General features: G+C 60.8%; 30 protein-coding genes and 1 pseudogene. 5 read left to right on the plus strand and 26 right to left on the minus strand.

The window, feature by feature from the left end:
- Nucleotides 1–84: 84 nt before the first annotated feature.
- From ACR0LL_RS06385 to ACR0LL_RS06455, 15 genes and pseudogenes are all read right to left on the minus strand, one after another.
- Nucleotides 85–1,416: pseudogene (locus tag ACR0LL_RS06385) on the minus strand (baseplate multidomain protein megatron); the annotation flags it as partial.
- Nucleotides 1,416–1,862 carry an NlpC/P60 family protein gene (locus ACR0LL_RS06390; protein WP_480584852.1) on the minus strand — a complete coding sequence of 149 codons (447 nt, stop codon included), beginning with the start codon at nucleotides 1,860–1,862 and terminating at the stop codon, nucleotides 1,416–1,418. The pseudogene ACR0LL_RS06385 and the gene ACR0LL_RS06390, both read right to left, overlap by 1 nt.
- A complete protein-coding gene (locus tag ACR0LL_RS06395) occupies nucleotides 1,859–2,746 on the minus strand; it encodes a DUF2163 domain-containing protein (protein ID WP_480584855.1) in 888 nt (295 codons plus the stop codon). The genes ACR0LL_RS06390 and ACR0LL_RS06395 overlap by 4 nt, the downstream gene beginning before the upstream one ends.
- Nucleotides 2,746–3,378, minus strand: coding sequence for a DUF2460 domain-containing protein (locus ACR0LL_RS06400; protein ID WP_267364987.1), 633 nt, complete (start codon nucleotides 3,376–3,378; stop codon nucleotides 2,746–2,748). The genes ACR0LL_RS06395 and ACR0LL_RS06400 overlap by 1 nt, the downstream gene beginning before the upstream one ends.
- 15 nt (nucleotides 3,379–3,393) lie before the next feature.
- Complete coding sequence (locus ACR0LL_RS06405; RefSeq protein ID WP_480480413.1) at nucleotides 3,394–4,056, minus strand: phage tail tape measure protein; 663 nt, start codon at nucleotides 4,054–4,056, stop codon at nucleotides 3,394–3,396.
- Nucleotides 4,043–4,252, minus strand: a complete 210-nt coding sequence (locus ACR0LL_RS06410; RefSeq protein WP_267364990.1) for a rcc01693 family protein — start codon at nucleotides 4,250–4,252, stop codon at nucleotides 4,043–4,045. Before ACR0LL_RS06410 ends, ACR0LL_RS06405 begins: the two co-directional genes overlap by 14 nt.
- Entirely contained in the window at nucleotides 4,249–4,569 is a 321-nt protein-coding gene (locus ACR0LL_RS06415) for a gene transfer agent family protein (RefSeq protein WP_480584857.1), read from the minus strand. Before ACR0LL_RS06415 ends, ACR0LL_RS06410 begins: the two co-directional genes overlap by 4 nt.
- Before the next feature lie 4 nt (nucleotides 4,570–4,573).
- Nucleotides 4,574–4,987, minus strand: coding sequence for a phage major tail protein, TP901-1 family (locus ACR0LL_RS06420; RefSeq protein WP_267364994.1), 414 nt, complete (start codon nucleotides 4,985–4,987; stop codon nucleotides 4,574–4,576).
- Between the two features lie 20 nt (nucleotides 4,988–5,007).
- Nucleotides 5,008–5,421 carry a DUF3168 domain-containing protein gene (locus tag ACR0LL_RS06425; RefSeq protein WP_267364995.1) on the minus strand — a complete coding sequence of 138 codons (414 nt, stop codon included), beginning with the start codon at nucleotides 5,419–5,421 and terminating at the stop codon, nucleotides 5,008–5,010.
- Nucleotides 5,418–5,756 carry a phage head closure protein gene (locus tag ACR0LL_RS06430; RefSeq protein WP_480480407.1) on the minus strand — a complete coding sequence of 113 codons (339 nt, stop codon included), beginning with the start codon at nucleotides 5,754–5,756 and terminating at the stop codon, nucleotides 5,418–5,420. The genes ACR0LL_RS06425 and ACR0LL_RS06430 overlap by 4 nt, the downstream gene beginning before the upstream one ends.
- Nucleotides 5,753–6,352, minus strand: coding sequence for a head-tail connector protein (locus ACR0LL_RS06435; RefSeq protein ID WP_480584859.1), 600 nt, complete (start codon nucleotides 6,350–6,352; stop codon nucleotides 5,753–5,755). The genes ACR0LL_RS06430 and ACR0LL_RS06435 overlap by 4 nt, the downstream gene beginning before the upstream one ends.
- 171 nt (nucleotides 6,353–6,523) lie before the next feature.
- Nucleotides 6,524–7,702: a phage major capsid protein gene (locus tag ACR0LL_RS06440; RefSeq protein ID WP_480485291.1), complete on the minus strand. Its 1,179-nt coding sequence runs from the start codon at nucleotides 7,700–7,702 to the stop codon at nucleotides 6,524–6,526.
- A 35-nt stretch (nucleotides 7,703–7,737) separates the two neighbouring features.
- Nucleotides 7,738–8,295 (minus strand): HK97 family phage prohead protease, encoded by a 558-nt coding sequence (locus ACR0LL_RS06445; protein WP_480584861.1) that lies wholly within the window; start codon nucleotides 8,293–8,295, stop codon nucleotides 7,738–7,740.
- Nucleotides 8,296–8,309: 14 nt separating this feature from the next.
- Nucleotides 8,310–8,528 carry a GTA head formation protein, RCAP_rcc01685 family gene (locus ACR0LL_RS06450; protein WP_267365006.1) on the minus strand — a complete coding sequence of 73 codons (219 nt, stop codon included), beginning with the start codon at nucleotides 8,526–8,528 and terminating at the stop codon, nucleotides 8,310–8,312.
- The gene (locus ACR0LL_RS06455) at nucleotides 8,521–9,684 is read right to left on the minus strand and encodes a phage portal protein (protein ID WP_267365008.1); all 1,164 of its coding nucleotides are present in this window, start codon (nucleotides 9,682–9,684) and stop codon (nucleotides 8,521–8,523) included. The genes ACR0LL_RS06450 and ACR0LL_RS06455 overlap by 8 nt, the downstream gene beginning before the upstream one ends.
- Nucleotides 9,685–9,942: 258 nt before the next feature.
- On the opposite strand from ACR0LL_RS06455, the gene ACR0LL_RS06460 reads away from it, so the two are divergent.
- A complete protein-coding gene (locus tag ACR0LL_RS06460) occupies nucleotides 9,943–10,515 on the plus strand; it encodes a dihydrofolate reductase family protein (RefSeq protein ID WP_480584864.1) in 573 nt (190 codons plus the stop codon).
- 77 nt (nucleotides 10,516–10,592) lie between these two features.
- Here ACR0LL_RS06460 and ACR0LL_RS06465 read toward each other — a convergent pair whose 3' ends face one another.
- A complete protein-coding gene (locus tag ACR0LL_RS06465; RefSeq protein ID WP_480584866.1) occupies nucleotides 10,593–11,894 on the minus strand; it encodes a DNA-packaging protein in 1,302 nt (433 codons plus the stop codon).
- Nucleotides 11,872–12,216: a hypothetical protein gene (locus tag ACR0LL_RS06470; protein ID WP_480584869.1), complete on the minus strand. Its 345-nt coding sequence runs from the start codon at nucleotides 12,214–12,216 to the stop codon at nucleotides 11,872–11,874. Before ACR0LL_RS06470 ends, ACR0LL_RS06465 begins: the two co-directional genes overlap by 23 nt.
- A 690-nt stretch (nucleotides 12,217–12,906) precedes the next feature.
- Between ACR0LL_RS06470 and ACR0LL_RS06475 the strand changes: the two genes are divergently transcribed.
- Nucleotides 12,907–14,172 carry a DEAD/DEAH box helicase gene (locus ACR0LL_RS06475; protein ID WP_480486454.1) on the plus strand — a complete coding sequence of 422 codons (1,266 nt, stop codon included), beginning with the start codon at nucleotides 12,907–12,909 and terminating at the stop codon, nucleotides 14,170–14,172.
- Nucleotides 14,173–14,262: 90 nt separating this feature from the next.
- Here ACR0LL_RS06475 and mltG read toward each other — a convergent pair whose 3' ends face one another.
- The 7 genes from mltG to fabD all read right to left on the minus strand — a co-directional run bounded on the left by mltG (nucleotide 14,263) and on the right by fabD (nucleotide 20,569).
- Nucleotides 14,263–15,420, minus strand: coding sequence for an endolytic transglycosylase MltG (mltG, locus tag ACR0LL_RS06480; protein ID WP_480504731.1), 1,158 nt, complete (start codon nucleotides 15,418–15,420; stop codon nucleotides 14,263–14,265).
- Nucleotides 15,421–16,686 carry a beta-ketoacyl-ACP synthase II gene (gene fabF, locus ACR0LL_RS06485; protein ID WP_209596796.1) on the minus strand — a complete coding sequence of 422 codons (1,266 nt, stop codon included), beginning with the start codon at nucleotides 16,684–16,686 and terminating at the stop codon, nucleotides 15,421–15,423.
- Nucleotides 16,687–16,865: 179 nt separating this feature from the next.
- Nucleotides 16,866–17,609 carry a 1-(5-phosphoribosyl)-5-[(5-phosphoribosylamino)methylideneamino]imidazole-4-carboxamide isomerase gene (locus tag ACR0LL_RS06490; RefSeq protein WP_480584871.1) on the minus strand — a complete coding sequence of 248 codons (744 nt, stop codon included), beginning with the start codon at nucleotides 17,607–17,609 and terminating at the stop codon, nucleotides 16,866–16,868.
- Between the two features lie 122 nt (nucleotides 17,610–17,731).
- Nucleotides 17,732–18,271 carry a GNAT family N-acetyltransferase gene (locus ACR0LL_RS06495; protein WP_480584874.1) on the minus strand — a complete coding sequence of 180 codons (540 nt, stop codon included), beginning with the start codon at nucleotides 18,269–18,271 and terminating at the stop codon, nucleotides 17,732–17,734.
- Between the two features lie 138 nt (nucleotides 18,272–18,409).
- A complete protein-coding gene (locus tag ACR0LL_RS06500) occupies nucleotides 18,410–18,643 on the minus strand; it encodes an acyl carrier protein (RefSeq protein ID WP_050602116.1) in 234 nt (77 codons plus the stop codon).
- Nucleotides 18,644–18,850: 207 nt separating this feature from the next.
- Nucleotides 18,851–19,588, minus strand: a complete 738-nt coding sequence (fabG, locus tag ACR0LL_RS06505) for a 3-oxoacyl-[acyl-carrier-protein] reductase (protein WP_480485277.1) — start codon at nucleotides 19,586–19,588, stop codon at nucleotides 18,851–18,853.
- Between the two features lie 42 nt (nucleotides 19,589–19,630).
- The gene (gene fabD / locus ACR0LL_RS06510) at nucleotides 19,631–20,569 is read right to left on the minus strand and encodes an ACP S-malonyltransferase (protein WP_480485275.1); all 939 of its coding nucleotides are present in this window, start codon (nucleotides 20,567–20,569) and stop codon (nucleotides 19,631–19,633) included.
- A 174-nt stretch (nucleotides 20,570–20,743) separates the two neighbouring features.
- On the opposite strand from fabD, the gene ACR0LL_RS06515 reads away from it, so the two are divergent.
- A complete protein-coding gene (locus tag ACR0LL_RS06515; protein ID WP_480584877.1) occupies nucleotides 20,744–21,967 on the plus strand; it encodes a cytochrome b/b6 domain-containing protein in 1,224 nt (407 codons plus the stop codon).
- A gap of 57 nt (nucleotides 21,968–22,024) precedes the next feature.
- On the opposite strand, the gene ACR0LL_RS06520 is transcribed toward ACR0LL_RS06515, so the two are convergent.
- On the minus strand, nucleotides 22,025–22,597 hold the full coding sequence (locus ACR0LL_RS06520; protein ID WP_267364582.1) for a YceI family protein: 573 nt from the start codon (nucleotides 22,595–22,597) through the stop codon (nucleotides 22,025–22,027).
- A gap of 125 nt (nucleotides 22,598–22,722) precedes the next feature.
- Complete coding sequence (locus ACR0LL_RS06525) at nucleotides 22,723–23,169, minus strand: hypothetical protein (protein WP_480473389.1); 447 nt, start codon at nucleotides 23,167–23,169, stop codon at nucleotides 22,723–22,725.
- A 353-nt stretch (nucleotides 23,170–23,522) separates the two neighbouring features.
- Here ACR0LL_RS06525 and rpsF point away from each other — a divergent pair, with 353 nt between their 5' ends.
- Nucleotides 23,523–23,876 carry a 30S ribosomal protein S6 gene (gene rpsF / locus ACR0LL_RS06530; RefSeq protein ID WP_170610248.1) on the plus strand — a complete coding sequence of 118 codons (354 nt, stop codon included), beginning with the start codon at nucleotides 23,523–23,525 and terminating at the stop codon, nucleotides 23,874–23,876.
- A gap of 28 nt (nucleotides 23,877–23,904) precedes the next feature.
- Nucleotides 23,905–24,132, plus strand: a complete 228-nt coding sequence (gene rpsR, locus ACR0LL_RS06535; protein WP_005608650.1) for a 30S ribosomal protein S18 — start codon at nucleotides 23,905–23,907, stop codon at nucleotides 24,130–24,132.
- The last annotated feature ends 4 nt before the right edge of the window (nucleotides 24,133–24,136 follow it).

Raw genomic sequence — 24,136 nt, forward strand, 5'->3', positions numbered from 1 at the left:
CCCGCGATCATCCGGCCGCCCGCCAAGCACCGGGCCCGAGCCACCGCTGCTACTGCCGCCGCCCGTGTCCACCGGGGCGTCAAAACCTTCGTTGATCGTAAAATCCGCAGCACTTGCCGTCCCAAAGAACGCGGCCACCTGCGCGTCCGCCGCCGCGGTCTGATCAGCAGACCCTGCGCGCCCCGGCGCCACATCCAGCGTGATCCGTCCCCGCCAAGGCAGGTGGGGCTGACTTGTGGCCTCTGACCAGGGATCGGGCAGCCCGTTTCCCTGCAATTGCTCCATCAGGATGAACGGATAGAACATGACCCGCTTTCCCGACTGGTTGAGGTGTCGGATCGCCTCGACCACCGCCGGGTCTGCGGGTGTTCCGCCATAGACCGGGCGGCCGTCCTGCCGCGCGACCTGGCCCGCCGTGCTGCGAACCTGATCCGACACGATCCATGGCATGTTGCGGCTGTCCGTACCACTCTGTTCGACCTTGGGCCGGATCGTGCATGTGCCGCATCTCAGATCGTCACCGAACCACGACACCACCAACGAGGCCGCGTCGCAATTTGGCAACTCGGTCTCCAGCGCACGGGTCGAGCTCACAAGATCCGATACACCCGACGCGGAATGCGCATTGGCCGCCCAGCTTGTCCCGGATTGCGTATAATTCACCTGCGAACGGGCCAGCGCATACTCGCCCGTACCCGGTATCATCGCCACGCCCCGCACGATCTGCGGCAGGGCGCTTGGGTAATCCGGCATGTCGCGCTGCGCGGGGCGCACCACTTCGAACGAGAACTGCGGCACCCGGTTGCCAAAACTCGCAAGCGGGAAATCCTCGATCACGACATAGGCTGTACCGCGATAGGCCGGCACCGTGCCCGCCCCTTCGATTGCTTCGATAAGGGGATCGGGCAACTGGTCCTGCGTGCCGTGATAGATGCGCATGTTCAGCCCGGATCGGTCCTGTTCTTCCCCGTCTGCCCAAATGCGCCCGACATCGGCGATCTCGCCTGCACCAACGGCAATGGCCAGCGAAATCGAATAGCTGTAGCTGACGGTGGTCACTTCGGGTGCCTTGGGTTTGCCTTTGCCGCCGCCTCCGCCGCCCTGCGTTTCACGGGTCTCGGTCTCAAGAAAGTCCGACGCCCAGATGACCTGACCGCCCACGCGCATACGCCCAAAGACAGTGGTCACCGGTGCACCCTCGCCGGTTTCCGTCAGCCTGAACCGGTCCATGCGGCCCGTTTCGACGACTTCGCTGCCACTGCCCATGACGGACTGGCTGAAGAACCTCTGGTCGATGACCCGCCCGACCGTCGCGCCAATGGCCCGACCGATGATCGCGGTGGACAGGCCCGCGACCGTTCCGCCGATTGAACCGCCCAGCGCCGCCCCGGCTGCGGAAAGAAGAATAGTAGCCATCAGAGCACCTCCAACGGGAATTCGAAACAGGAAACGACCCTGCGGCGCCATGGGCCGCTCAGCGCGTTCTCGACCACGCCATGACCGGAATAGGCGTGAATGAACCTCGGCTCGTGGCCTGCGACGCTGACGATGCCAAGATGTTTGGCCACGCTGCCATCGCGCATCCGGAACAGCAGCACATCTGCGACCGCAAAATCGGCGGCCGGTTTTTCGACCAGATGCCGCCGCGCCGCCGCCCACATGCGTTCCTCGCCCTGCGGCTCGGACCAGTCCAGACTGTAGACCGGAACCGCCTCGGGCTCCTGCCCGATCACGGCGCGCCAGACGCCGCGCAGCAGGCCCAGACAATCCGTGCCCGCCCCCTTGGTCGAGGCCTGATGCACATAAGGCGTCCCCAGCCAGCTGCGCGCTTCCGCGACAATATTCTGCCTGTGTATCGTCACCTCAGGCTCCCTCCGCTGTTGGCTTTGCTCTGTTTGGGGACGGCCATCACCCAGTCTTCGCCCGGAAGATCGGGAAAGCCCTGAAAGTTCAGCAGGTTGTTGAACTTCAGGCGACAGGTCTCCATGCGTTTGTCGCACCCTGCCCGCAGCCTGACCGTGTCACCCGGCACAAGGCTTTCCCCGAAACCGGACCAGAGCGTGATCTGCCGCCCGTTCGCCACCTGCTGGTCATGCTTGACTGATGACCAGAGCCCCTTCGCCGCTCCCGACACAACGTCAATCCTGCCGCGCTCGAACCAGCCGTCTTCGATGGTTGCCCCGCCCGCGACAAGCAGAACGGTTCCACCATCAAAACCGGTGACGGCGCCTTCAATCCAATAGCCGGGCGTATCCATGTCGAACCGACAGGTCCGGTCCCCCAATACGGCAGTACAAGGCTTCTGATACACGCGCCCCAACGGGCGGTTCAGCAAATCGGTCAGGCCACGCAACTCGGCGTGGAATGCACCGCCTGAGCGCCGCAATTCCCCGATCGAGCCCCGGAACTGAAGGATGCGCTGATCCGGGTCGGCCCAGTTGACCAGCCACGCGCGCACTTCGGCCCCGTCGAACCACCCCGCCTCGATATCCTCTTCGCGAATGGCCGCATCCGACAGCGCGCCCATGGCTTCGGTGTTGTCAATGGACAGGCCGGTGGCCTGCTCGATGGCCGCCGCCGTCAAACCGGTGCTGGCCCTGAACGTCAATCCGTCAAAGCCAAGTTCCAGATCATGATCGGTGAACCCGTATTCCTGACCATCCCGGCGTCTGATCGCCCAACACCGGCACACGGTGGTCATCCCGCTTTGCAGATGCGCGTGCAGGCCCTGTTCATCCACAGCCATCAGACACGCACCTCAACCACGGGAACGTTCGGCGCCTCTCCGGCCTGAAAACTGGCGACGCTGGTATGGATCTTGTCGGTGTCAAACCGCACCGGCACATCGAATTCGAACCCGGCGGTGATATCCACCTCTTCCGGTGGCGGGTCGGCAAAGGTGATCCGGCCCGTTGCCAGATCAACCTCGAATTCCACGCCCTCCCGGATCTCATCCTGATCCAGCCCCAGACGCACCGTTCCTAGCACCGGCTTGACGATGGGGCGGGCATAGCTAACCCCGCCCGAGCTATAGGTCTTGATCAGCTGAAACTCGGTTCGCACACCGTCGCCGCGTGCGATAACCTGATCTCCGACATCGACATCCAACGTGGCCTTGCCGGATTTGAAATCCGACCAGTCCTTCCAGCGAAACCCGTACATCTGGCCCTGCCGCGCCTCGAAGAACGAGATCAGCGTCTCGATATCGTCCAGCGAGCGCATCCCCAGCCCCGCGTCATACCTGCGCCGGGAATGGGCCCAGGGCGTGTTGCGCTCTTCGAACCCGTTGGCCAGCGTTACAATATCCGTGCGCCGCTCGGGCCCCCCGACCGAGCCAAAGCTCAGGCTGGCGGGAAATCTTACCTCGTGGAAAGTCATCAGCTGCTCCCTGATTTACCTGTTGCGATTGCCGCGCCCTAACGCACGGCTCATCTGTGCTGCAATCTGTCCCTGTGAGCGGCGGAACCCCTGCACATCCGGGGTCGTGATGTTCATCACCACATTCACCGAACGCCCACCGCCCTGCGTGCGCACGCCCAGCTTGCCGTCCGCGCCGCGCGCCAGCGGCATGATCGCCTCAGGGCCGGCCTCGCCCATCAGCCCGGTGCCGCCGCGCATTGGAAACATCGTCGGGCTGCTGACCACGCCGCCATTGGCAAACGGCATCACCCGGCCCTGGCTGAAACTGCCGCCATCGGCAAAGGGCAGAAGACCCTGCACCAACCCGCCGACCGAGTTTGCCAGCAATCCGCCAAAATGATCCGTCACCGGCTTGATCGCGGCTGCATAAGCCGTTTGGATCAACGAGTTCTTCAGCACATCCAGCGCGCCCGACAGGCTCATCCCGTCCAGAACCACGCCATCGAACGCCTTGCGCAAACCGCTGGACATGCCCCGCTCCAACGTGGCGACATCCTTGCCGGTTTCCTCGAATGCGGCGCTGATCCGCTTCATCTGGCTGTCAAACGCCGCGGCCATCGTCGCAGCATCACCCAGGGCATCGCCCAGCGCTGCGCCCCGTTCCTGCAAGTCGTCAAACCCGTCACGATCCGTCATCACGCTCTCCTTGTTGCTTGTCCGGGAAGGCGGCCAGCAGCGCGTCAAGGCCTGCCCGGTTCATCGCGGACATCCCGGCGCCCTGCCCCAGCATCAGCCGCAGTTCTGCCGGGGTCAGACGCCAGAACTGATCCGGCGTCAGCCGCAGCCCCAGAAACCCGGCCCGCATCAGGGCGGGCCAGTCAAACCCGCTCATGTCGTTTCCGGCACCATGAAGGCGCGGGCCAGCAGTTCGGCCGCCGCTTTGGCCGCAGCCATCGGGCCGCCCTCGATTTCGGCATGAAGCAGGTCGGCGCGGCTGATATCCCGGCCCCCGCCCCGCAATCCGGCAACGATCAGCGCCAGCACGTCACTGCTGGAATACGCGCCACCCTCGAACCGCTGCACCAGCTCGACCAGGGATCCGGTGTTCAGCTCCTGCTCCAGTTCCGCCAAAGCGCCCAGCGTTAGCTTGAGCACCCGCCGCTCTCCATCGATGGTCAGTGCCACCTCGCCCGTCCACGGATTGGCCATGCGATTACAGCGCCGTAAAGCTCAGCGCACCGGCGCTTGCCATGCTCATCTCATAGGTCGCCTCACCGTTGTGCGAGCCTGCATATTCGATACCCGTCACCTGAAACGCCCCCTCGACAATGCCGAAATCGGGGATGATCACCTGAAACGCCGGGGTCTCGCCGTCAAAGAACAGCTGCCGCGCGCGTTCGTCTGTACCTGCATCCTTGAACACGCCCGAGCCCGAGATCGAGGCCGATTTGACCCCCGCCCCCGACAACAGCTCGCGCCAGCCCCCCTGACTTTCCAGGCTGGTGACATCCACGCTTTCGGCGTTGAAACTGATCCGCGTGGCCCGCAGGCCCGCAATGGTCTGGAACAGACCCGTGCCGTTCATATCCACTTTGACCAAAAGGTCTTTTCCGTTCTGGGCAGCCATGTGCTCTCTCCGTTGATTGCTTAGTCGTCTTCCACGCGGGCGCGGAATCTCAGATCGATCTGGCGGATGCTGCCGCCTGTCCCGGTCCGCCGGGCCGAGGCGCGCTCGAACCACAGCCCGACCAGATGCCCGCGGCTCAGAACCAGCGGCGCATTGTCCAGCGCGTCACACACCGCCCCGGCCAGCGTCTTTGCCGCGCCAAACCCGGCGGCTTCGGACACCACCGAAACCGTAAAGCGGTGGATCGCACCCGCGCCCGACCGGTCCGAGGCGTCGCGGACCTCTTCCGGGCCCAATGTCACATAGGTCTGCGGAACCGTTCCCGTGGGCACCGCGTCATAGATCGCGCCACCGGACTGGCCGCTGACATCCGCATCCCCGGTCAGGTGCTGAAACACCGCCGCCTGCAGGGCGGCTGATACGCCATAACTCATGCCGCCACCTCTTCATCCGCGAAACAGGTCAGGTACTGGCCGCGCGCGTCGCGCTCAGCCACGGCGCGGATGACGAAACGGCGATTGCCTTCGCGAAACCGCTGATCCGGTGCCGGGCGCATGGTCGATCCCTCGGGCGCGCCCCGCACCACGATGCGATACCCCACGCGCGAGACGGAAACGCCAGCGATCTGCCGCTCCGCGCCACTGCGCGCCGTGACCTCGGCCCACAGCGTTCCCAGCGCGGCCCATGCCTCGGTATATCCCCCGGCCCCGTCAGCGCTGCGCATCGGGGCCTCAAGCACCAGCTTGCGGTTCAGACGCGGCGTGTTCATTGCACCACCCCCGCACCAAAGCGCACCATGCGATAGCGCTGGATCAGGCTGGTGACGCCAAACGGCATACACCCCGCGCCCAGCGCGGTCTCGTCCCGGTATTCGTAATAATGCGCCGCCAGCAGCAGAACCGCCTGGCCCAGATCAGCGGGCAAACCGGCCCAATCCGTGGCCATCCCGGCCGTGAAGGCGATCTTCACCGCACCCCCCGTTGCAATCGCAGGCAGGGCCGACCCGACCGGCCGCAACCGCGGGCGCTGGCCATCGCGTTCCAGCCGATACACCGCCGCATCCGCAACGGTTTCAGAACCTGCCGCATCGGTCACCGTCACGGCCAGCACCGATGTCACCGGAGCAACCGGCAAAACCTCGCCCGACGGATCGCGCCAACCGCTCAGGCTCCATGAAAAGTCGCGCTCGATCAGAACCTTGCCGGTGCGCGCCTCAATCGCGGCCATGGCCGCCCGCAGGAACCCCTTCAGCACCTCGTTCTGAACGTCATCCTCGGCAAAGCCCCTGCCCAGCCGCAGATGCGCCTTGAACTGATCCACCGGCAGCGCCGCATCCGCGATGGCGGTTTCTTCGATCAACATCATCCATTCACTCCGCAATCTCGGACCCCACCGGGGGCCTCAGTCAGGAAAATGACGGGCACGCGCCGCCCCACGTTGCTCGGACGGAGGGGAGCAGCTAGACAACGCGGGGGATCTCACCCCGGCCCGCGCCCGCCGCCCGAGGGGCCGATGGCCCCCCGGATTCGTCACCGCTTAAGCGATGCCGAATTTCACCAGCTTGATGGCTGCAAAGTCGCTCACATCGCCGCCCACACGCTTGGTCGCATAGAACAGGACATGCGGCTTGGCGCTGAACGGATCACGCAGCACGCGCAGATCGGGGCGCTCGGCGATGGTGTAACCGGATTTGAAGTCGCCAAACGCGATCGAGAAGCTGTCCGAGGCCGCATCCGGCATGTCCTCGGCAATCAGTACCGGATAGCCCATCAGGCGCGCGGGCTCACCGGCGGCCAGACCGTCCGACCACAGGAAACGGCCATCACTGTCCTTCAGCTTGCGGATCACACCCGCCGTTTTCGAGTTCATGACGAATGTGCCATTGACCCGGTATTGCGCGCCCAGCGCATAAACCACATCGACAATCGCATCCGCATCGACACCGCCATCGATGCCGGTGGCAACGTACCCCAGGCTGCCCCAGGACCAGGTGTCATCGGATACCGCCCGGTGGATCATCAGACCCTTGGGTTTGTCCACACCGTCACCCGTGATAAAGGCCGCCGCCTCGGCACGGGCAAACTTGTCGGCGATCCGACCGGCCAGCCAGCCCTCGACATCGAACGCGCTGTCATCCAGCAAACGCTGCGAGGCTTTGGGCAGCGCGCTCAACTCGTGCAGCGGGATCGAGATGCGGTCGATCGACGGGGTTCCGGTTTCGGAAGTGGATGAATTCTCATCTGCCCAGCCTGCACCGACATCGGTATGGTCGATCAGCACATCAAACGAATTCGCCTCGACATTCACCACCGACGCAATCGAACGGATTGACGCGGTTGCGTTCAGAACCGACTTGATCGTCTCGGCGGTCTGCGGATCGACCAGATACCCACCATCGCTGTTGACGGCGGTGGACAGCGATTTGCTCTCCATTTCCAGCCCGCGCAGCCCATCATCCTCGCCCGAGCGTACATAGGCGTCGAACGCCTTCTGGTGCGGGGCACCGTCCAGGGTCGAGGCCGCAAGATGCGGGCGCGCCGCGATGGTTGATTTACGATCCAGCATGGTCAGTCGCTCTTCTGTCTGTTGCAATTTTGTTTTAACTTCAGCCTTCAGGCCCTTGAATTCATTCACGAAGCCAGCCATCGCCTGCTTCACCTCCTGAACCAGGGGCGCACCCTCTCCGGTCAAGGCCGGGATCTCGGTCTTGCTCATCAGCATGTCCTGTTTTTGGGTGGGTTTGAGGCGCGCTAGGTCCGCGCCAGCTCCTGCCGGGCGTCGTTGAACACCTCGGCAATACTGCGCCAGGTGTTCTCGGCATCGAGGTCGCTCCCCTTTGCCGCCACCCGCGCACTGGGCAGCATCGGGAAGGTCACAAGCGACACCTCCCACAGCTCCAGTTCGGTCAGGACCCGCTGGCCCTTGTCATTCTTTACGGCCCGCTTGGTGCGGTAGCCGATCGACAGGCCATCCATCGCACCCGCCCGGATCAGCTCGGCCGCTTCCCGGCCTTTCTGGGTGCTTTCCAGCAGGCGACCCTTGACCCACAGGCCCTTGTCGTCCTCGCGCACCTCGTCCCAGACACCTATGGGTTGCGCCGGGTCGTGCTGCCACAGCATCTTGACCCGCTGACCCGCCTTGGCGAGCCCCTCAAGCGAGGCGCTATAGGCCCCGCGCTGCACCATGTCACTGCCCTGATCGACTTGCCCGAACAGGCTGGCATAGCCTTCGATCACCGCATCCTCGGTCACTGACAGGATGTCACCGAACCCTGCGAACTTATGCTCCAAATCCATGAACTTCTCCATGTAACCCACTGAACTTATGGCGTTACCACCAGGAATGACTGAAACGCCTGCGCCAGGATCACTGCGGCCACACCATAGACTGTCAGCCACAGCCGTTTCTCCAGCCGCTCCATCATCTCTTCGATCTGATCCAGCCGCCTGCACAGATGCGCGTGCTGGATCTCGGCCACCCGTTCATGCGCGGCCAGACGTAGCCCCGGCGCGCACTCGAACGGCGGATACCCCTCAGCCATCGGCACGCTCCGGCAGACCCAGCAACCTGCGTTTTTCCACATCGCTCAGGAATTCCGCCCGATTGACCCGCGCCCATTGCGCATCCCTCTCGGCAGACAGGGCCGTTACCTGATCCAGATCGGGTTTCAGGATCAGATCCTCGCCGGTAAAGCCCGTCAGCCACTCCGACACCGCCGCCGCCACCCGCGTCACCAGGGGCAGCACGGTCAGGCGGTAAAACGCCCGGTTGGCCTCCTGATAGTTCGAATAGGTCGCGTCGCCCTGTATCCCCAGCAGCATCGGCGGGACCCCAAAGGCCAGCGCGATCTCGCGGGCGGCGGCTTCCTTGGTCTTCTGAAACTCCATGTCTGAGGGGGAAAAGCCCATCGGCTTCCAATCCAGCCCCCCCTCCAGAACCATCGGCCGACCCGCATTGCGCGCCCCGCGATAGTTCTGCTCGATCTCGTCGGACAGGCGGCGGAACTGCTCCTCGGCCATCATTCCGTGCCCATCACCGCCCTTCCACACCAGCGCCCCCGAGGGCCGCGCGGCATTGTCCAGCAGCGATTTCGACCACCGCGAGGCGCTGTTATGCACATCAATCGCCGTCGCCGCCGCCTGCATCGGTGAGAACCCGTAGTGATCATCCTGCGGGTGGAACGTCTTGATATGACAGATGGCCTCGGCCGCGAACCGGTGCGTCTTGCCACCGACACTGTAATCATAGGCCTTGGGCCACCCATCCGCCCCCGGCACAACGCTCATCCGGTCCGAGCGCAGAACATGCAGCTCAACCGGCAGCCCGTCCTCGGCCTGCACCGCCTCGACATAAGCATTGCCCGACAGCAGCAACTGCCCGAACAGGGCCTCCAGCATCTCTGCCCGCCCCTGCGCCGCATTCGGGCGTCGCAACAGGGCCAGAATCGGGTGCGCATCGAAACGCTGCCCCTGACCCTGCAAAATCAAGGGCAGAGCCGCCGCCGATTCAGCAATCAGCTTGACCGACCGGAACCCCACCGGATTGCCCGAAAACCCCGTCCGCGTCAGAGACACCGTGTCCCGCGGGCTCCACGCCACGCGCCCGCCAGTCTGCCACGCCACCACAGGCCCCGTCGCGCTCGCCTTCGCCTCGGGCGCGCTGCCGGCCGATCCACGACGCAAGAAATCGAATACCATCTGTGCTCCTTTCTGCCGCCGCTCTGCCCGGCTTGTTGAAAGGAGTTATGACGGATAGAGGTTTAGGGCTTGGGAACGAGGCGTACGGGGGGTGGGCAACGGCTATCTCGACCGCCTGCTTCACGCCAACTTTGCATTGAGTTCAAATTTCCTCATTGCGGACGAAGCTGCCGAGATATCCGTTGGAACAAATGTCTGCTATCAGGTTAGATGACAACCAGCATCCTTTGAGTTGGCTAGAAAATCAAGGAGGTCATCATGAAGTGCAGCGCTTATATCGCAACAAGCGCAGACGGGTTTATAGCCCGGGCCGATGGCAGTGTTGACTGGCTCGAAACCTCCGGAGACCCGGAGGTCGGCATGGCCGAGGGCTACATCGACTTTGCGACCTACATTGCGACCATCGATTGCGTGATCATGGGTCGCAAGTGCATGGAAATGATCAGCAGCTTTGATCTGCCACCCGATCAGTGGCCCTACGGAACAACAAAGATTGTTGTGCTAAGCAAAACGGTTCAAACGCCACCAGACAATCTGAAAAACAAAATCGAACTGTATTCAGGCGACCTGGCCGCACTCTTGGACAGGCTTGAGGCTGAAGGCTATCAGAGTGCGTATGTTGACGGCGGCAAGACTATTCAGAATTTTATCAACCTCGGTCGACTTGACGAGATCACCATAACCCAAATGCCGATCCTGATCGGTGATGGAACACCATTATTTGGAAGAACTCTCCGAGATGTCACTCTAACTGATGCGCAGGCAGTTGCCTGCCCGAGCGGCTATATCCAGTTCCGCTATCGTATCGAAGAACGCGCCTTCGAAAGCTGACTTTTGCGTCTTGCGCAGCACCATTAGTACAGGATGCTTTCAGTCGTTCGCTATCTAGGTATAAAGTGAACAACCTCTCACAACGCCCTCACCCTCGGCCTTCTAAACACCCCCGCAGGCCCTACCACTAACTCATGCAACGCCCAGACCAGCGCGTCGACCCGGTCGGGTGAGCCCTGCCCTTCGAACCCGCGCGCGGTCATCTGGCACATCTGCTCCTCCAGCGCGTCCAGCCCGGCCACATGGGCCACCCGCCCCTGCTCGTACAGCGCTGCCACAGGCTCGGCCCGCGCGACCTTGCCGCGGGAGGCCCGCACAGCACGATAAGGGACCAGAGGGTCTACCTGCCGCACGACCTCTTCCACCAGTTGCCCGCCCTGATTGACCTCAGCCACCAGCCGTTCGGCCCCGAACTCATCCATCGCGTCAATCGCCGCCTGCGCCCAGCCCGCCGGGCCAACTCCCTGCACCGTCCGGTCAGCCAGCACATAGGCGCGCCAGTCCTCGGGCGGGCCTTGCACTTGCGCGCCAACCACCACGATCCCGCAGGCATCCGCGCCTGACCCAGACGTCACCGCCGGATCCAGCGCCACCACGATGCGATCCAATTCGGGCACCTTTGCGCAGCGCGCCGCCTCCAGCATCGAACCCGTCCACAGCGCCCCTTCCGCATCCGACAGCAGCACCCCGTCCAGCTCCTGCCGCCCCAGCCGCGTGCCGGCATAGCGCGCGCGCACTTCCTCCAGAAACGACGCCGCCAGATTGGCCCGGTTCGCCTCGGTCGGCGCATGGGTCTGCACGGTGGAGGGCGACGCCAGCAACTCCTTCAGAACCTTCACATTGCGCGGTGTCGTGGTCACGCAGACCCGGGGCCTCTCGCCCAAACGCAGCGCAAATTGCAGCATGTCCCAGGTCTCGCCCGATTTCTTCCACTTGGCCAGCTCATCCACCCAGGCCGCATCGAACTGCGGTCCGCGCAGCCCTTCGGGATCATGTGCCGAAAACGCCTGAGCCTCGGCCCCGTTGGGCCAAATCAGCTTGCGTTCCGATGCCTTCCACACGGGTCGCCGATCCGGGGGCGAGCATTGCAATATCCCGCTGTCGCCAAAGATCATCACGTCGCGCACCTGATCGAATGTTTCACCCACCAGCGCCACGCGGCACGCCTCGCCCTTGTCCAGCGGTTTCGGCCCCTCGACCATCGATCTCACCCACTCGGCCCCGGCCCGCGTTTTGCCCGCACCGCGCCCGCCCATGATCACCCAGGACCGCCAGTCGCCCTCGGGCGGCAATTGATGTGGCAGCGCCCAGAATTCAAACAGGTAAGGGAGGGCACACAGCCCCCCCTCCCCGATCTCACTCAGAAATCTCTCCCGCACTGCAGCATCGGCGGAGGCGAGCCAGCCTGCACCCGATCTCAAATCGGGCCCGCTCAAGGTCGAGCGCGTACCCTCCTTGGGCAATTCCGGCTTGTCTGTAATGTTGTTCGACAAAGCTTGTCTCCACTTTCTGGCAACTTCGGATCAGCCCCTCCAGCTGACCGAGTTGCTTGGCTGAACCAGCAAGATCTGCATCCTCCCCGGCACCGATCTGTTTGCGCAGGTCTTCTGCCGCTTGCCGCAGATCGCGAATGGACCTTTCCAGGGACTGCAACAGTTCAGCCGTCTGGGAAATCCGCTCTTCCGGGGTAATCAAAGTCATGTTTGCCTGTGACCTCATGCGTGAGTGTTCTCCGCACGAGAGAAACGAAAAAACGGCCACCGGGTCACCCCGAGGCCGTTCGCCCACTTCTTCTAGCATGACACAACCTATACGTGATAAAGCGCGCAAAGTCAAGGGTTTACGCAACAGTCGCGCAACAGGGATCGTACGGTGCAGGTTAACGAGCAGTGAATTTCCGGCTGTGGTAACCCTCGGCCTAAACGCCGCCCCGCCCTTTTGCCTCCCTAGCCCTGACCGCCTCACCGACCAGAGGGGTTACTACAGGGTTACCCCTGTGTCGCTTTCAGCGTGTACAAATTGCACATCCCCCGCGCGGACGCGTGTACAAACCTGACATTTTCCGAAATCGCGCTCAAAATCGCCCGCATCACCCGATTTCGGCACCGCAGGGTCCGGCGCGCTGCAAAACCAGTTCTTGACATTTCCCCCCGAAACCCTCATGTGCCCCTCATCACGGCGCCACCGCGTGAGCATCGTCGGGCTTCAGGCCCCACAGCGCCAACACATAACTCCCAGTTCCCCTTCACGCAGGGTTCTTTAGGCGATGGCCGGATGGCGCTGGATTCGCTCGCGCATCCCGAGGTCTCGCTCAACCCTGCCGGTCACATGAACGTGGCCAGTCATCACCTGCTCGCGGGATTTAACCTGCGGGCCGCAAAGGATAATTTTTTGTTCGACTTCGACATGCTCGGCCTCGCGCCGACACTGAACGACGCGTTGAAACGCGCCAATTTCACACAACCCACCCCGATTCAGAACCAGGCCATTCCGCTGGCCCTGAACGGGCATGACATCCTCGGGCTGGCCCAAACCGGCACCGGCAAGACACTGGCCTTTGGCCTGCCCCTGATCGACCACCTGCTGGCGCAGCCCGGCAAGCCCGATCCCAAAACAGCCAAATCGCTGATCCTCGCCCCCACCCGCGAGCTGGTGAACCAGATCGCCGACAGTCTGCGCACCCTCACCAAAGGAACAAAGCTGCGGGTCGCAACAGTTGTTGGTGGCCAGTCGATCAACAAACAAGTGATGTTCCTTGCCCGCGGCACCGATATTTTGGTCGCCACCCCGGGGCGCCTGATTGACCTGATGGAACGCGGCGCTGTTGACCTTGGTTCGGTGCGCCATCTGGTATTGGACGAAGCGGATCAGATGCTTGACCTGGGCTTCATTCACGCTCTGCGTCGCATTGCGCCTGCACTGGGAACACCCCGCCAGACCATGCTGTTCTCGGCCACAATGCCGAAACAGATGGAGGAGCTCAGCCGTGCCTATCTGAACAATCCACAGCGGGTGCAGGTTTCACCCCCGGGCAAGGCGGCGGACAAGATCACTCAGTCCCTTCATTTTGTTCCAAAAGCCGAAAAACCCTCTAAACTTCGCCAAATCCTGTCGCAGGACGCGGATGCACTGACGCTGGTCTTCACCCGCACAAAACACGGCGCTGAACGGCTGATGAAAGGGCTGGTCGCCGATGGCTTCAACGCAGCATCAATTCACGGGAACAAAAGCCAGGGCCAGCGTGACCGGGCCATTAATGCCTTCCGCGCTGGAGAGGTGAACATACTGGTGGCCACCGACGTTGCCGCGCGTGGCATCGACATCCCCGGTGTCGCCTATGTCATTAACTTCGACCTACCCGACGTACCCGACAATTACGTCCACCGTATCGGGCGCACCGCCCGTGCCGGGCGCGAGGGGGAAGCGATCGCTTTCTGTGCACCGGAAGAAGTTGACCTGCTGCGTCAGATCCAGAAGCTGATGAAAATTGAAATCCCTGTCACAAGCGGCACCATGCCGGAAGGGGTCGAGGTTCAGCAACCTGCACGTCGTCAAAACAACCGCCGTCGCGGGTTCAAGCCCAAACCAGCCAACGGGGATGGGAAACCTTCCAGCAGCAGACGGCGCCGTCCCAACAAAAGACGTTCAGCCGCCTAAGGGCTGAAGAGGCTGCCAAAGAAAACGCCGACGCCAGTATTCATACCGGCGTCGGCGTTTTTTGTTAGCAAATCCAGCAACCCGCCGGGCTTAATTCCCCGAGCTTTGCTGTTCCTCAATTTCGCGCCATTTGGCAACGTTGCGATTATGCTCCTGCAGGGTTTCTGCAAACGCATGACCGCCCGAGCCGTCGGCGACGAAGAATACATAGTTGGTGTCATCCGGCGCAACCGCAGCTTCAAGGCTCGCCAGACCCGGATTTGCAATCGGCGTCGGGGGCAGCCCGTCAATCTGATAGGTGTTCCACGGTGTCGGACGGTTCAGTTCGCTGCGCCGCAACCCGCGACCCAATGTGCCCTGCCCCTTTGTCACGCCATAGATGACGGTCGGATCTGTTTGCAGCCGCATCCCCTGTTTCAGGCGGTTCACGAACACACTGGCGACCTGGCCGCGTTCCTCCGGAACACCGGTTTCCTTTTCGATGATTGACGCAAGGATCAGCATCTCTTCCGGAGTGTCCAGCGGCAACCCGCCTTGGCGGCTTTCCCAAACCGCGTTGATCCGCAGTTGTTGCTTGTCCTGCATGGCCTGCAAAATCGCATTGCGATCCTGTCCGGCCACAACATCGTAACTGTCCGGGGCCAACATGCCCTCAGCCGGGATCTCGGTCACTTCACCTGACAGCGCTTCGAATGATTTCAGAGCTTCAACCACTTGCCACGAGGTCACACCTTCGGCCAGCGACACGCGATAGCGCGTGTCAGCCTCGTTGCGCTTCTCGGTATAGGCATCAGGCGTTTCTTCCTCTGCCGCATCAAATGAAGCAATCTCGACGAAATCCAATGTTGCCGGGTTCAATTCACGCACGCGGGTTTGGGTGCGTGTCACACCGATACGGTATTCGATTTCCGACCCACAAGTACTGGCGCCGCTGCTGGTGATCTCTTCGATGATCTGCGCCATAGACGCGCCTTCGCGCACCAGAAAGCTGCCCGCTTTCAACCGCTGCGCCTGATCGGTATAGTCAGCGGCCATCCGAAACAGAATTGAACTGCGAATGGCACCCTGATCTTCCAGATCGCGACTGACACGTGTCATGTTCGAACCGCTTTTGACCTGAAGGCAAATCGCAGTTTCAAGCGGGCCTTCGGCCTTGTACTGCGACTGTCCCCACAGGATCAGACCGCCCACCAGAAACAGGCCGACCACCAGGATGGTCAGCGCATTCGAAGCGATGGCCCGCCACATTTAACTGACCTTTCCGAAGATCACGCTGGCATTGGTTCCGCCAAACCCGAACGAATTCGACAGCGCCACGTTAATCTCACGCTCGCGTTTGGCGTTGGGGGCAAGATCAATCGGGGTTTCAACTGCCGGGTTGTCCAGGTTGATTGTTGGCGGTGCGACCTGATCGCGGATCGCCAGGATTGAGAATATCGCCTCAATCGCACCCGCAGCACCCAGCAAGTGACCGGTTGCCGACTTGGTCGAGCTCATCGTCGCATTCCCGGCATGCTCGCCCAACAGGCGCTCAACCGCACCCAGTTCGATCGTGTCCGCCATGGTCGAGGTGCCATGCGCGTTGATGTAATCCAGGTCTTTCGGCTCCAGCCCGGCGCTGCGCAACGCCGCTCTCATGGAGCGTTCGGCCCCGTCGCCATCCTCGGACGGGGCGGTGATGTGATAGGCGTCGCCCGACATACCATAGCCCAGAACTTCGGCGTAGATCTTGGCACCGCGCGCCTTGGCGTGCTCGTAATCTTCCAGAACCACGATGCCAGCGCCCTCTCCCATAACGAAACCGTCACGGTCCACGTCATAGGGTCGGCTGGCAGCCTTGGGATTATCTGCATATTTGGTCGACAGCGCCTTGCATGCGTTGAACCCGGCGATACCGATCTCGCAGATGCAGCCCTCGCCGCCACCGGCCACCATGACATCCGCGTCACCCGCCCGGATGATGCGGCTGGCGTCGCCGATTGCGTGCGCCCCGGTTGAACACGCGGTCACGACCGAGTGGTTCGGCCCTTTGAACCCGTGGCGGATTGATACCTGACCCGAGGCCAGGTTGATCAGTGCGCCCGGAATGAAGAACGGAGATACCCGACGCGGACCCTTGTCGCGGATCAGGTTCGCGGTATTGGCAATCGATCCCAGACCACCAATGCCCGAGCCGATCAGAACACCAGTACGCAGGCGCGATTCTTCGTCTTCCGGCAACCAGCCTGCATCCTTGCAGGCCATTTCGGCGGCCGCGATGGAATACAGGATGAAATCCTCAATCTTGCGCTGCTCTTTCAGCGGCATCCAGTCATCGGGATTGAAGGTCCCGTTGGTTCCGTCGCCGCGCGGCACCTCGCAGGCGTAGGTCGTTGCGACCCCGCTTGCCTCTGCATCGAAATGCGTGATTGGGCCTGCGCCGGACTCTCCGTCCAGCAGCCGCGACCAGGTTTCCTCGACCCCGCTGGCCAAAGGAGTGACCAATCCAAGACCGGTTACAACGACTCTGCGCATGAAGTGCCTCTTGCCTGCTTCCTCTTATGAGAACCGCTCATACCCCGGCCCGGGGTGCGGGGGCAAGAGCAACGGTTCTTTCCGTCCCGGCGTCCTGCCGCCGATTGCCCAAGGAAACCGGAAATTCGGCGCCTGCTAAAACCGCCCTTTCGCGCGTTCAGCCGAAAGGGCGGAGATGCTTACTGAAACTGCGCGACCGGCTCGTGCGCCGATTTGGCAGTATCAAGTGCTTCGGTCAGGTCCAGTGTCTTGCGAAACAGCGCACGCCCGACAATCGCGCCCGAGATATTGGGGATGTATGCAAGCCGCGAGATATCGTCTGCTGTGCGCACGACGCCGCTGGCAATCACCGGGGTACGCGAATGGTTTGCCAGTCGCGAGATCAGACCAAGCTGTGCCTCGACATCTTCCATGTCACTGTCGATATCCGTCACCACGATGGCGGCAAACGGCGCATCGCCGAACGCATCAATAAAGGCTTCGGGCGTGAATGCACTTTGGCTGCGCCAGCCGTCAGTCATAACAAGGCCTTGCCACACATCAACCGACAGCACGATCTGATCCGGGTAAAGCTTGGCCAGTTCCTTGACCAAGTTCGGTTCGCGCGCGGCCAGCGTGCCAACCACAACGCGGCCCGCGCCCTTGTCGATCCAGCGCTCAATCTGTTCGCGCGTGCGCATGCCACCCGCCAGCTGCACCGGAATCTCGGCCTTGCGAATGATATCTTCGACCAGCTGCGCGTTGGTATCCTTGCCCTCGATCGCGTCGAAATCCGTCAGGTGCATCCATTCGGCACCCGCCTCTGCCCAGCTCCGTGCGGTTTCTACCGGATTCACGTGCCAGATCATCGCTTCTTCCAGACGACCCTTGTCCAGCGAGACACACCGGCCGTTCTGCAGTTCCATCGTGGGGTAAATCCTCATGAGCTCGGTCCTCCGCTCAATCGTTTTGAAATCCCCGGCACCATACAACTGGAATGCCCGCCCGAAATCTCCGGGATCGGCACAGTTTGGCCATTTTGCGGCATACTGATTAAGTGGCGAATTTACGCGCGGGCTGGCGGTCCGTTGCGTCGTAACAAGTGTACCGGGGTTTCATTATACACCCCTTCCCGCATCAAAACATAGCCAAGCTTTTTGGCGAGTTTCTGCGAGGATGTATTTGAAGCGTTTATCATCGCGACCAACGGTCCGGGAATCACCCGGTCAAACCAGTCATGCGCAGCCTTGGCGGCCTCGTAACCCAATCCCTGCCCCTGTGCTTCGGGGACCAGAACCCACCCTGCCTCGGGGAAGCCGTCGAAATCGTCGCCCATGCATCGGTTGCTATAGAAGAATCCGGCTTGCCCGATCAGCTTGCGATTCGATTGCTGCATTACGCCCCACTGACCAAAACCGGCCATCTGCCAATGCCCCGCATTACGCAGGAAAGAATCCCACGCTTCGCCACGCGATCGGGGAGAACCGCCGATATGCTGCACGACGCAAGGGTTACGCCAGATTTCCGCGAACTGGTCAAAGTCCTCTGGGCGCATGGCGCACAGCGTCAAACGCGCGGTATTTATCATTGGAGTGGATCTTATCATGCCCTGTCCACTTTGAGTTTTGCCTCAGTGGAAACAGTGCGCAGGCCACAATAGCCGCGCAAGCCCGAATTTCAGCCGGGCATAAAAAAACGGCGCCCCCGTTGCCCGGAAACGCCGATTTTAATCAGAAAGAAACGCTTAGGACGCTTCGCTGATGAACTTGACGGCGTCGCCAAAGGTCTGGATGGTCTCGGCTGCGTCATCGGGGATCTCGATGCCGAACTCTTCTTCGAAGGCCATGACCAGCTCAACAGTGTCCAGGCTGTCTGCGCCCAGATCGTCGATGAAGGACGCGTTTTCCACGACTTTATCTTCTTCAACACCCAGGTGCTCAACAACGATCTTCTTAACGCGATCTGCGACGTCGCTCATGTCTATTCCTCATTCCTTTACAGGGCGGTCCGCCCGATTCTGCCCTTGCCCGCACGGGTTGGCTTTGGTTTGCCCGTTTTGGGCGGTTTCGGTCCCGGCGAACCGGGAAATAGAAGGCCGACCTGAACGACCGGCCCCGCATAGATGCGCCGCCTATAGCATAGTCGACGCAAGAGGCAAACGCTTTCGCACTCGCCCCTGTCGCGCTCACAACATGGCCATACCGCCATTCACATGCAAGGTGCTTCCGGTAACATAGCCCGCTTCGGGGCTGGAAAGATACAGAACGGCAGCTGCAATTTCTTCCGGATCGCCCATGCGCCCGGCTGGAACCTTGAGCAACAGACCCTTTTTCTGTTCCTCGGTCAGTTTCTCTGTCATTGCCGTCGTGATAAATCCAGGTGCCACGGCATTCACAGTAATTCCGCGCGTCGCAACTTCGTGAGCCAAAGCTTTGGAAAACCCGATCATACCGGCCTTCGACGCGGCATAGTTCGCCTGCCCCGGATTACCGATTGCGGCCACCACGGACGAGACATTGACGATCCGGCCCCAGCGAGCCTTCATCATGCCCCGGATCACCCCTTTGCATAGTTTCATGGTCGAGGTCATGTTCACGTCAATGACGCTTTGCCATTCTTCATCAGACATACGCATGAACAGATTGTCGCGCGTGATTCCGGCGTTGTTTACAAGAATGTCCACCGATCCCATCGCCTCGGCCGCTTGCTTTGGCAACGCTTCAACGGCTTCCGGATCACTTAAGTTGCAGGGCAGAACATGTGCGCGTTCGCCCAGTTCGTCGGCCAGAGCCTGCAGCGGCTCAACGCGTGTACCGGACAATCCAACCGTTGCACCGGCGCCATGCAACGCACGTGCAATGTCGCCTCCGATACCGCCCGAAGCACCGGTGATCAGCGCATTCTTACCTGTTAAATCAAACATTCGGTTTCCCTCTTGCTGCGTCGGCTACAACGCAAATTCTGCTTACGATTCGGCCTGAATGGCCTTTTGAACATCTTCCGGTGTGCCCACAGCCTTACCCGCGATTTCGCGATCGATCTTGCGGATCATACCGGACAGCGCTTTGCCAGCGCCGATTTCCCATGTTTCGGTCACGCCTTGTGCCGCCATATATTGCACACTTTCCCGCCAGCGAACCGAACCTGTCACCTGCTCGACCAGCAATTGACGGATCAGATCCGGATCGCTGACAGCCTCGGCGCGCACATTAGCCACCAAAGGTATGACAGGGGCCTTAATTTCGACGGCAGCAAGCGCTTCTGCCATTACATCTGCAGCAGGTTTCATCAGCGCGCAGTGAAATGGAGCACTTACAGGCAACATAACAGCACGTTTTGCGCCTTTTTCCTTGGCGATCTCGGCTGCGCGCTCGACAGCCGCTTTTGAACCCGACACGACAACCTGCGTGGGATCGTTGTCATTTGCGGCCTGACAGACCTCGCCCTGTGCGGCTTCTTCCGCCACAGCACGCACGGCCTCCAGATCTAGCCCTAGAATGGCGGCCATGGCCCCCTCGCCCACGGGTACGGCGCTTTGCATGGCCTGACCACGGGTGCGCAACAGACGCGCTGTATCTGCAACAGACAAGGCACCCGCCGCGGCCAGGGCCGAGTATTCACCCAGCGAATGCCCCGCCACAAAAGCCGCCTTGCTGACTGATACGCCTTCGGCTTCCAAAGCGCGCATGGCTGCCATCGATGTTGCCATCAACGCGGGTTGGGCGTTCTGGGTCAGTGTCAGGTCAGCAATATCGCCATCCCAGATCAGGCTGCTCAACTTCTCGCCCAACGCGTCGTCCACCTCATCGAAGATGGCCTGAGCTGCCGGGTAGGCCTCAGCCAGAGCTTTGCCCATACCTATGGTCTGGGCGCCTTGCCCCGGGAAAACGAACGCGAGTGTCATTGCAACCTCATGGATGGTGTCAGGTTGCGGCGGGGTGTAAACTGACTGACCGTCTGGCACAAGTATTGCCTGCTTTCTGCATTCTGGCACCTTTTGTGTGCACCCGCGCTCACTTGTGTCTGTTTCATCCGGCTTTACCTTGGGCACACCCTAGAATCCCGGAGCGCCCGACATATGCAATCGACCAATTCCATTTCAAGCTACGGCAGCATCGCAAAGACGTTTCACTGGCTGACCGCGTTGCTGATCTTCACAGCTTTGCCCCTCGGCTGGGTCGCAGACAATCTGGCGCATGCGGTATTACACTCGGCAACTGCCCCTACCGAGGTGGAAATTGCCCGCGCCGCGCGCGTGTTCTCGTTGCACAAGACCGTCGGGGTCACCGTGTTCTTCGTGGCATTGGCCCGCATTCTTTGGGCGTTCACCCAAACCAAGCCCGGCCTTCTGAATGCTGACAACAAGCCCGAAGCCTTCGCCGCTGAAACCGTCCACTGGCTGCTTTACGGTTCGCTGGTCCTTGTACCGCTGACCGGTTGGATTCACCACGCCGCGACCGAAGGCTTTGCCCCAATCCTTTGGCCCTTCGGCCAAAACCTGCCTTTTGTACCGAAATCCACCGCCGTGGCCGAGGTTACAGGGGTTCTGCACTGGCTATTCATGTGGGTTCTGGTTGTTTCCCTTGTCCTGCATGTCGCAGGTGCGCTGAAACATCACGTCATCGACAAGGACAGCACATTGCGCCGGATGTTACCGGGCCTGTCTGATGTGCCGGAACCACCACATCAAACCCATTCACTGATTCCAGCCGTCGCGGCACTGGCGGTCTGGGGCGTCGTCGTCACCGGTGGCTGGGCAACTGGAAAGCTTGCCCAAAACGTTGAAGAAACCCCGGATGTCCAACTGGCCGAGGTTCAATCTGAATGGCAGGTTCAGAACGGCACGCTGTCGATTACCATTTCGCAACTGAACAGCCCCGTTACGGGTACGTTTTCCGACTGGACGGCAGCAATTGCCTTTGACGAGCCCACAGACCCGGGATTGGCGGGATCTGTAGATGTCACGATAGCCATTGGCTCGCTTAGTCTTGGAACCGTAACCGATCAGGCCATGGGGCCGGATTTCTTCGATAACGCCCGGTTCCCAACTGCCCAGTTCAAAGCCGACCTTTATAAAACAGAAAATGGGTACGAGGCGCGCGGCCCGCTTACAATTCGCGACAAGTCGATCGACGTCGTTTTGCCCTTCTCGCTGGATCTTCAGGGCGACACAGCCACAATGGCGGGCACGACCGAGCTTAACCGGCTGGCGTTTGATGTAGGCACATCGCAGCCTACCGAAGACTCGCTGGGCTTTACCGTCGCAGTATCCGCAGAACTCACTGCGGCACGCGGTCAGTAAGGCAAAAAAAACGCCGGTGATTTGATCACCGGCGTTTTTCTGTTCGTGATTCCGCGATTACTCGGCTTTTTGTGCCTCGACCGAAATCTGGATCTGCACTTCGTCGCTGACAAACGGTGCAAACTGACCCAGGTCGAATTCGCTACGGACCAGCGTTGTTGTGGCATTGAAACCCGCCCAGGGCTGATTTGCCATCGGGTGAGTGTCGGCCTTGTTGAGCTTTGCGTCCAGAACAACCGATTTGGTCACACCGTTCATCGTCAGATCGCCGGTGATGTTCGCGGTGTTGTCACCGGTCACTTCGATTCCTGTAGATGTAAAGGTGATCAAATCTCCTTCGGCCGCGCCAAAGAAATCCTCGGTCATGAAGTGATCTTCACGGGGCTTCCAGCCGGTAAACATCTCCAACACGGGCATCGAAACGTTCACGCTCGAAGCGGCGGGGTTTTCCTGGTCAAACATGATCTCGCCTTCAAAGCCGGAAAACATGCCAGTCGTGGTTGAAAACCCAAGGTGGTCATAGCTGAAAATGACTTGGCTGTGGCTGGGATCCAACACGTATTTCTCGGCGCTGGCGAATGCCGTTGTCGCTGATACGGCCAATGCAGCAGCAAGAAGGGTGGATTTCATATCAATCTCCGCGGTTTTGTGAATGCAGTCCGTCAGGACTGCTTGAACGCAAAATGTGCCACCCAAGGGCAGCACACAACCTTTTTTGATTCACAACTTCTGTTCGTTTTTGAACAGAATAAAACTCAGCCGAAAATTGTTACGCTTTTGCTAAGCTGACCTTTCAGCGCCCGGCTGACATCCGCCGATTCAAGTGGCAGCTTCATCAAAAGGCTGCCGTCCACGTCAAACAGATGAACTTCATTCTCTTCGAAACGTGCCCCACCCAGCGAGTCATAGCTGCGGCGCAGGACAGTCTGAGGGCGTCCGTCTTCGTTTTTCTGCAACACCCGGACTTCGCGGCGGATCGGGTCGAAATAGGCGTCAGGGCGCGGGTCAAGAACCTCGATTGTCAGCAGGGCGACACCAACGACCAGAAACAGCATGGATGCCGCCATCTTGATCGGCCAAACATCTGCGCCGACCACCGATCCGGGCATCAACCACATTGAGAACGCAGAAACGATCAAAAACGCCCCGACCATCCGCGCCAGGATCAGGCGGGCCTTCCAGTTAGGTGCAAACGTGATCATTACCGGCACTGAATTCTCAAATCGCGAGCCGGCAACGTTTTCCTGATATGCGTTTGTGTTAGTAGCGGTCATAACACGTCACCCTTTTAAGGTTACTTTCGAAATTCTGTTGATCCGGTTGATGTCCGGTATGCAAAACAACTTTGAGCCGAAAAGCGTCAGCAATTGGGCGGCCCAAAGGAATTTGGGCGGCGTCTCAGAGGCATATGTGGCAGGGCTTGCCCTTGTGGCTCAGACGTGTATATGGGGCCATCCTTCGCAGTCGTATGAATCGCGCAGCCTCTCGTGGCAGGGTCGCGAAGGAACGTTTGGCCCCGCCTATGAAATGCGCCTTGATATAAACAGGAGTGCACATGCCACTGTATGAGCATGTAATGATCGCGCGTCAGGATCTGTCCAACGCGCAGGCGGAAAGCCTCGTCGAACATTTCGGCACCGTTCTGGCTGACAACGGCGGCAAGCTGGTTGATAGCGAGTACTGGGGCGTCAAGACGATGGCCTACAAGATCAACAAAAACCGCAAGGGCCATTATGCCTTTCTGAAAACCGATGCCCCCTCGGGCGCGGTGCAGGAAATGGAGCGCCTGATGCGCCTGCATGAAGACGTCATGCGCGTTCTGACCATCAAGGTCGACGGCCATGAAGATGGTCCGTCGGTTCAGATGCAGAAGCGTGACGAACGTGGCGATCGCCGCGAGCGCCGTTGATCAACGCTTGAGAAAAGGACTCTAAACCATGGCCGCAAAACCATTTTTCCGCCGCCGCAAGGTCTGCCCGTTCTCGGGTGAGAACGCGCCGAAAATCGACTACAAAGACACCCGTCTGCTGCAGCGCTACATCTCTGAGCGTGGCAAGATCGTGCCTTCGCGCATCACCGCCGTTTCGGCGAAAAAGCAGCGTGAACTGGCCCGTGCTATCAAGCGCGCCCGCTTCCTCGCCCTGCTGCCCTACGCTGTGAAGTAAGGAG

The sequence above is a fragment of the Ruegeria sp. AI2 genome, from assembly GCF_056541275.1.

Bases quoted from the DNA above. Each gene is read 5' to 3' on its own strand.
- ACR0LL_RS06430 (WP_480480407.1), bottom strand. From the start codon at position 5,756: ATGAACACGCCGCGTCTGAACCGCAAGCTGGTGCTTGAGGCCCCGATG.
- ACR0LL_RS06500 (WP_050602116.1), bottom strand. From the start codon at position 18,643: ATGAGCGACGTCGCAGATCGCGTTAAGAAGATCGTTGTTGAGCACCTG.
- ACR0LL_RS06455 (WP_267365008.1), bottom strand. From the start codon at position 9,684: ATGGTATTCGATTTCTTGCGTCGTGGATCGGCCGGCAGCGCGCCCGAG.
- ACR0LL_RS06420 (WP_267364994.1), bottom strand. From the start codon at position 4,987: ATGGCTGCCCAGAACGGAAAAGACCTTTTGGTCAAAGTGGATATGAAC.
- ACR0LL_RS06410 (WP_267364990.1), bottom strand. From the start codon at position 4,252: ATGAGCGGGTTTGACTGGCCCGCCCTGATGCGGGCCGGGTTTCTGGGG.
- fabD (WP_480485275.1), bottom strand. From the start codon at position 20,569: ATGACACTCGCGTTCGTTTTCCCGGGGCAAGGCGCCCAGACCATAGGT.
- ACR0LL_RS06520 (WP_267364582.1), bottom strand. From the start codon at position 22,597: ATGAAATCCACCCTTCTTGCTGCTGCATTGGCCGTATCAGCGACAACG.
- rpsF (WP_170610248.1), top strand. From the start codon at position 23,523: ATGCCACTGTATGAGCATGTAATGATCGCGCGTCAGGATCTGTCCAAC.
- ACR0LL_RS06450 (WP_267365006.1), bottom strand. From the start codon at position 8,528: ATGGCTGAGGGGTATCCGCCGTTCGAGTGCGCGCCGGGGCTACGTCTG.
- ACR0LL_RS06525 (WP_480473389.1), bottom strand. From the start codon at position 23,169: ATGATCACGTTTGCACCTAACTGGAAGGCCCGCCTGATCCTGGCGCGG.
- ACR0LL_RS06445 (WP_480584861.1), bottom strand. From the start codon at position 8,295: ATGGAGAAGTTCATGGATTTGGAGCATAAGTTCGCAGGGTTCGGTGAC.
- mltG (WP_480504731.1), bottom strand. From the start codon at position 15,420: ATGTGGCGGGCCATCGCTTCGAATGCGCTGACCATCCTGGTGGTCGGC.
- fabF (WP_209596796.1), bottom strand. From the start codon at position 16,686: ATGCGCAGAGTCGTTGTAACCGGTCTTGGATTGGTCACTCCTTTGGCC.
- ACR0LL_RS06440 (WP_480485291.1), bottom strand. From the start codon at position 7,702: ATGAGCAAGACCGAGATCCCGGCCTTGACCGGAGAGGGTGCGCCCCTG.
- ACR0LL_RS06495 (WP_480584874.1), bottom strand. From the start codon at position 18,271: ATGATAAGATCCACTCCAATGATAAATACCGCGCGTTTGACGCTGTGC.
- ACR0LL_RS06415 (WP_480584857.1), bottom strand. From the start codon at position 4,569: ATGGCCAATCCGTGGACGGGCGAGGTGGCACTGACCATCGATGGAGAG.
- ACR0LL_RS06470 (WP_480584869.1), bottom strand. From the start codon at position 12,216: ATGACTTTGATTACCCCGGAAGAGCGGATTTCCCAGACGGCTGAACTG.
- ACR0LL_RS06435 (WP_480584859.1), bottom strand. From the start codon at position 6,352: ATGATGTTGATCGAAGAAACCGCCATCGCGGATGCGGCGCTGCCGGTG.
- ACR0LL_RS06490 (WP_480584871.1), bottom strand. From the start codon at position 17,609: ATGAGGATTTACCCCACGATGGAACTGCAGAACGGCCGGTGTGTCTCG.
- fabG (WP_480485277.1), bottom strand. From the start codon at position 19,588: ATGTTTGATTTAACAGGTAAGAATGCGCTGATCACCGGTGCTTCGGGC.
- ACR0LL_RS06425 (WP_267364995.1), bottom strand. From the start codon at position 5,421: ATGAGTTATGGCGTATCAGCCGCCCTGCAGGCGGCGGTGTTTCAGCAC.
- ACR0LL_RS06395 (WP_480584855.1), bottom strand. From the start codon at position 2,746: ATGGCTGTGGATGAACAGGGCCTGCACGCGCATCTGCAAAGCGGGATG.
- ACR0LL_RS06400 (WP_267364987.1), bottom strand. From the start codon at position 3,378: ATGACTTTCCACGAGGTAAGATTTCCCGCCAGCCTGAGCTTTGGCTCG.
- ACR0LL_RS06460 (WP_480584864.1), top strand. From the start codon at position 9,943: ATGAAGTGCAGCGCTTATATCGCAACAAGCGCAGACGGGTTTATAGCC.
- ACR0LL_RS06515 (WP_480584877.1), top strand. From the start codon at position 20,744: ATGCAATCGACCAATTCCATTTCAAGCTACGGCAGCATCGCAAAGACG.
- rpsR (WP_005608650.1), top strand. From the start codon at position 23,905: ATGGCCGCAAAACCATTTTTCCGCCGCCGCAAGGTCTGCCCGTTCTCG.
- ACR0LL_RS06405 (WP_480480413.1), bottom strand. From the start codon at position 4,056: ATGACGGATCGTGACGGGTTTGACGACTTGCAGGAACGGGGCGCAGCG.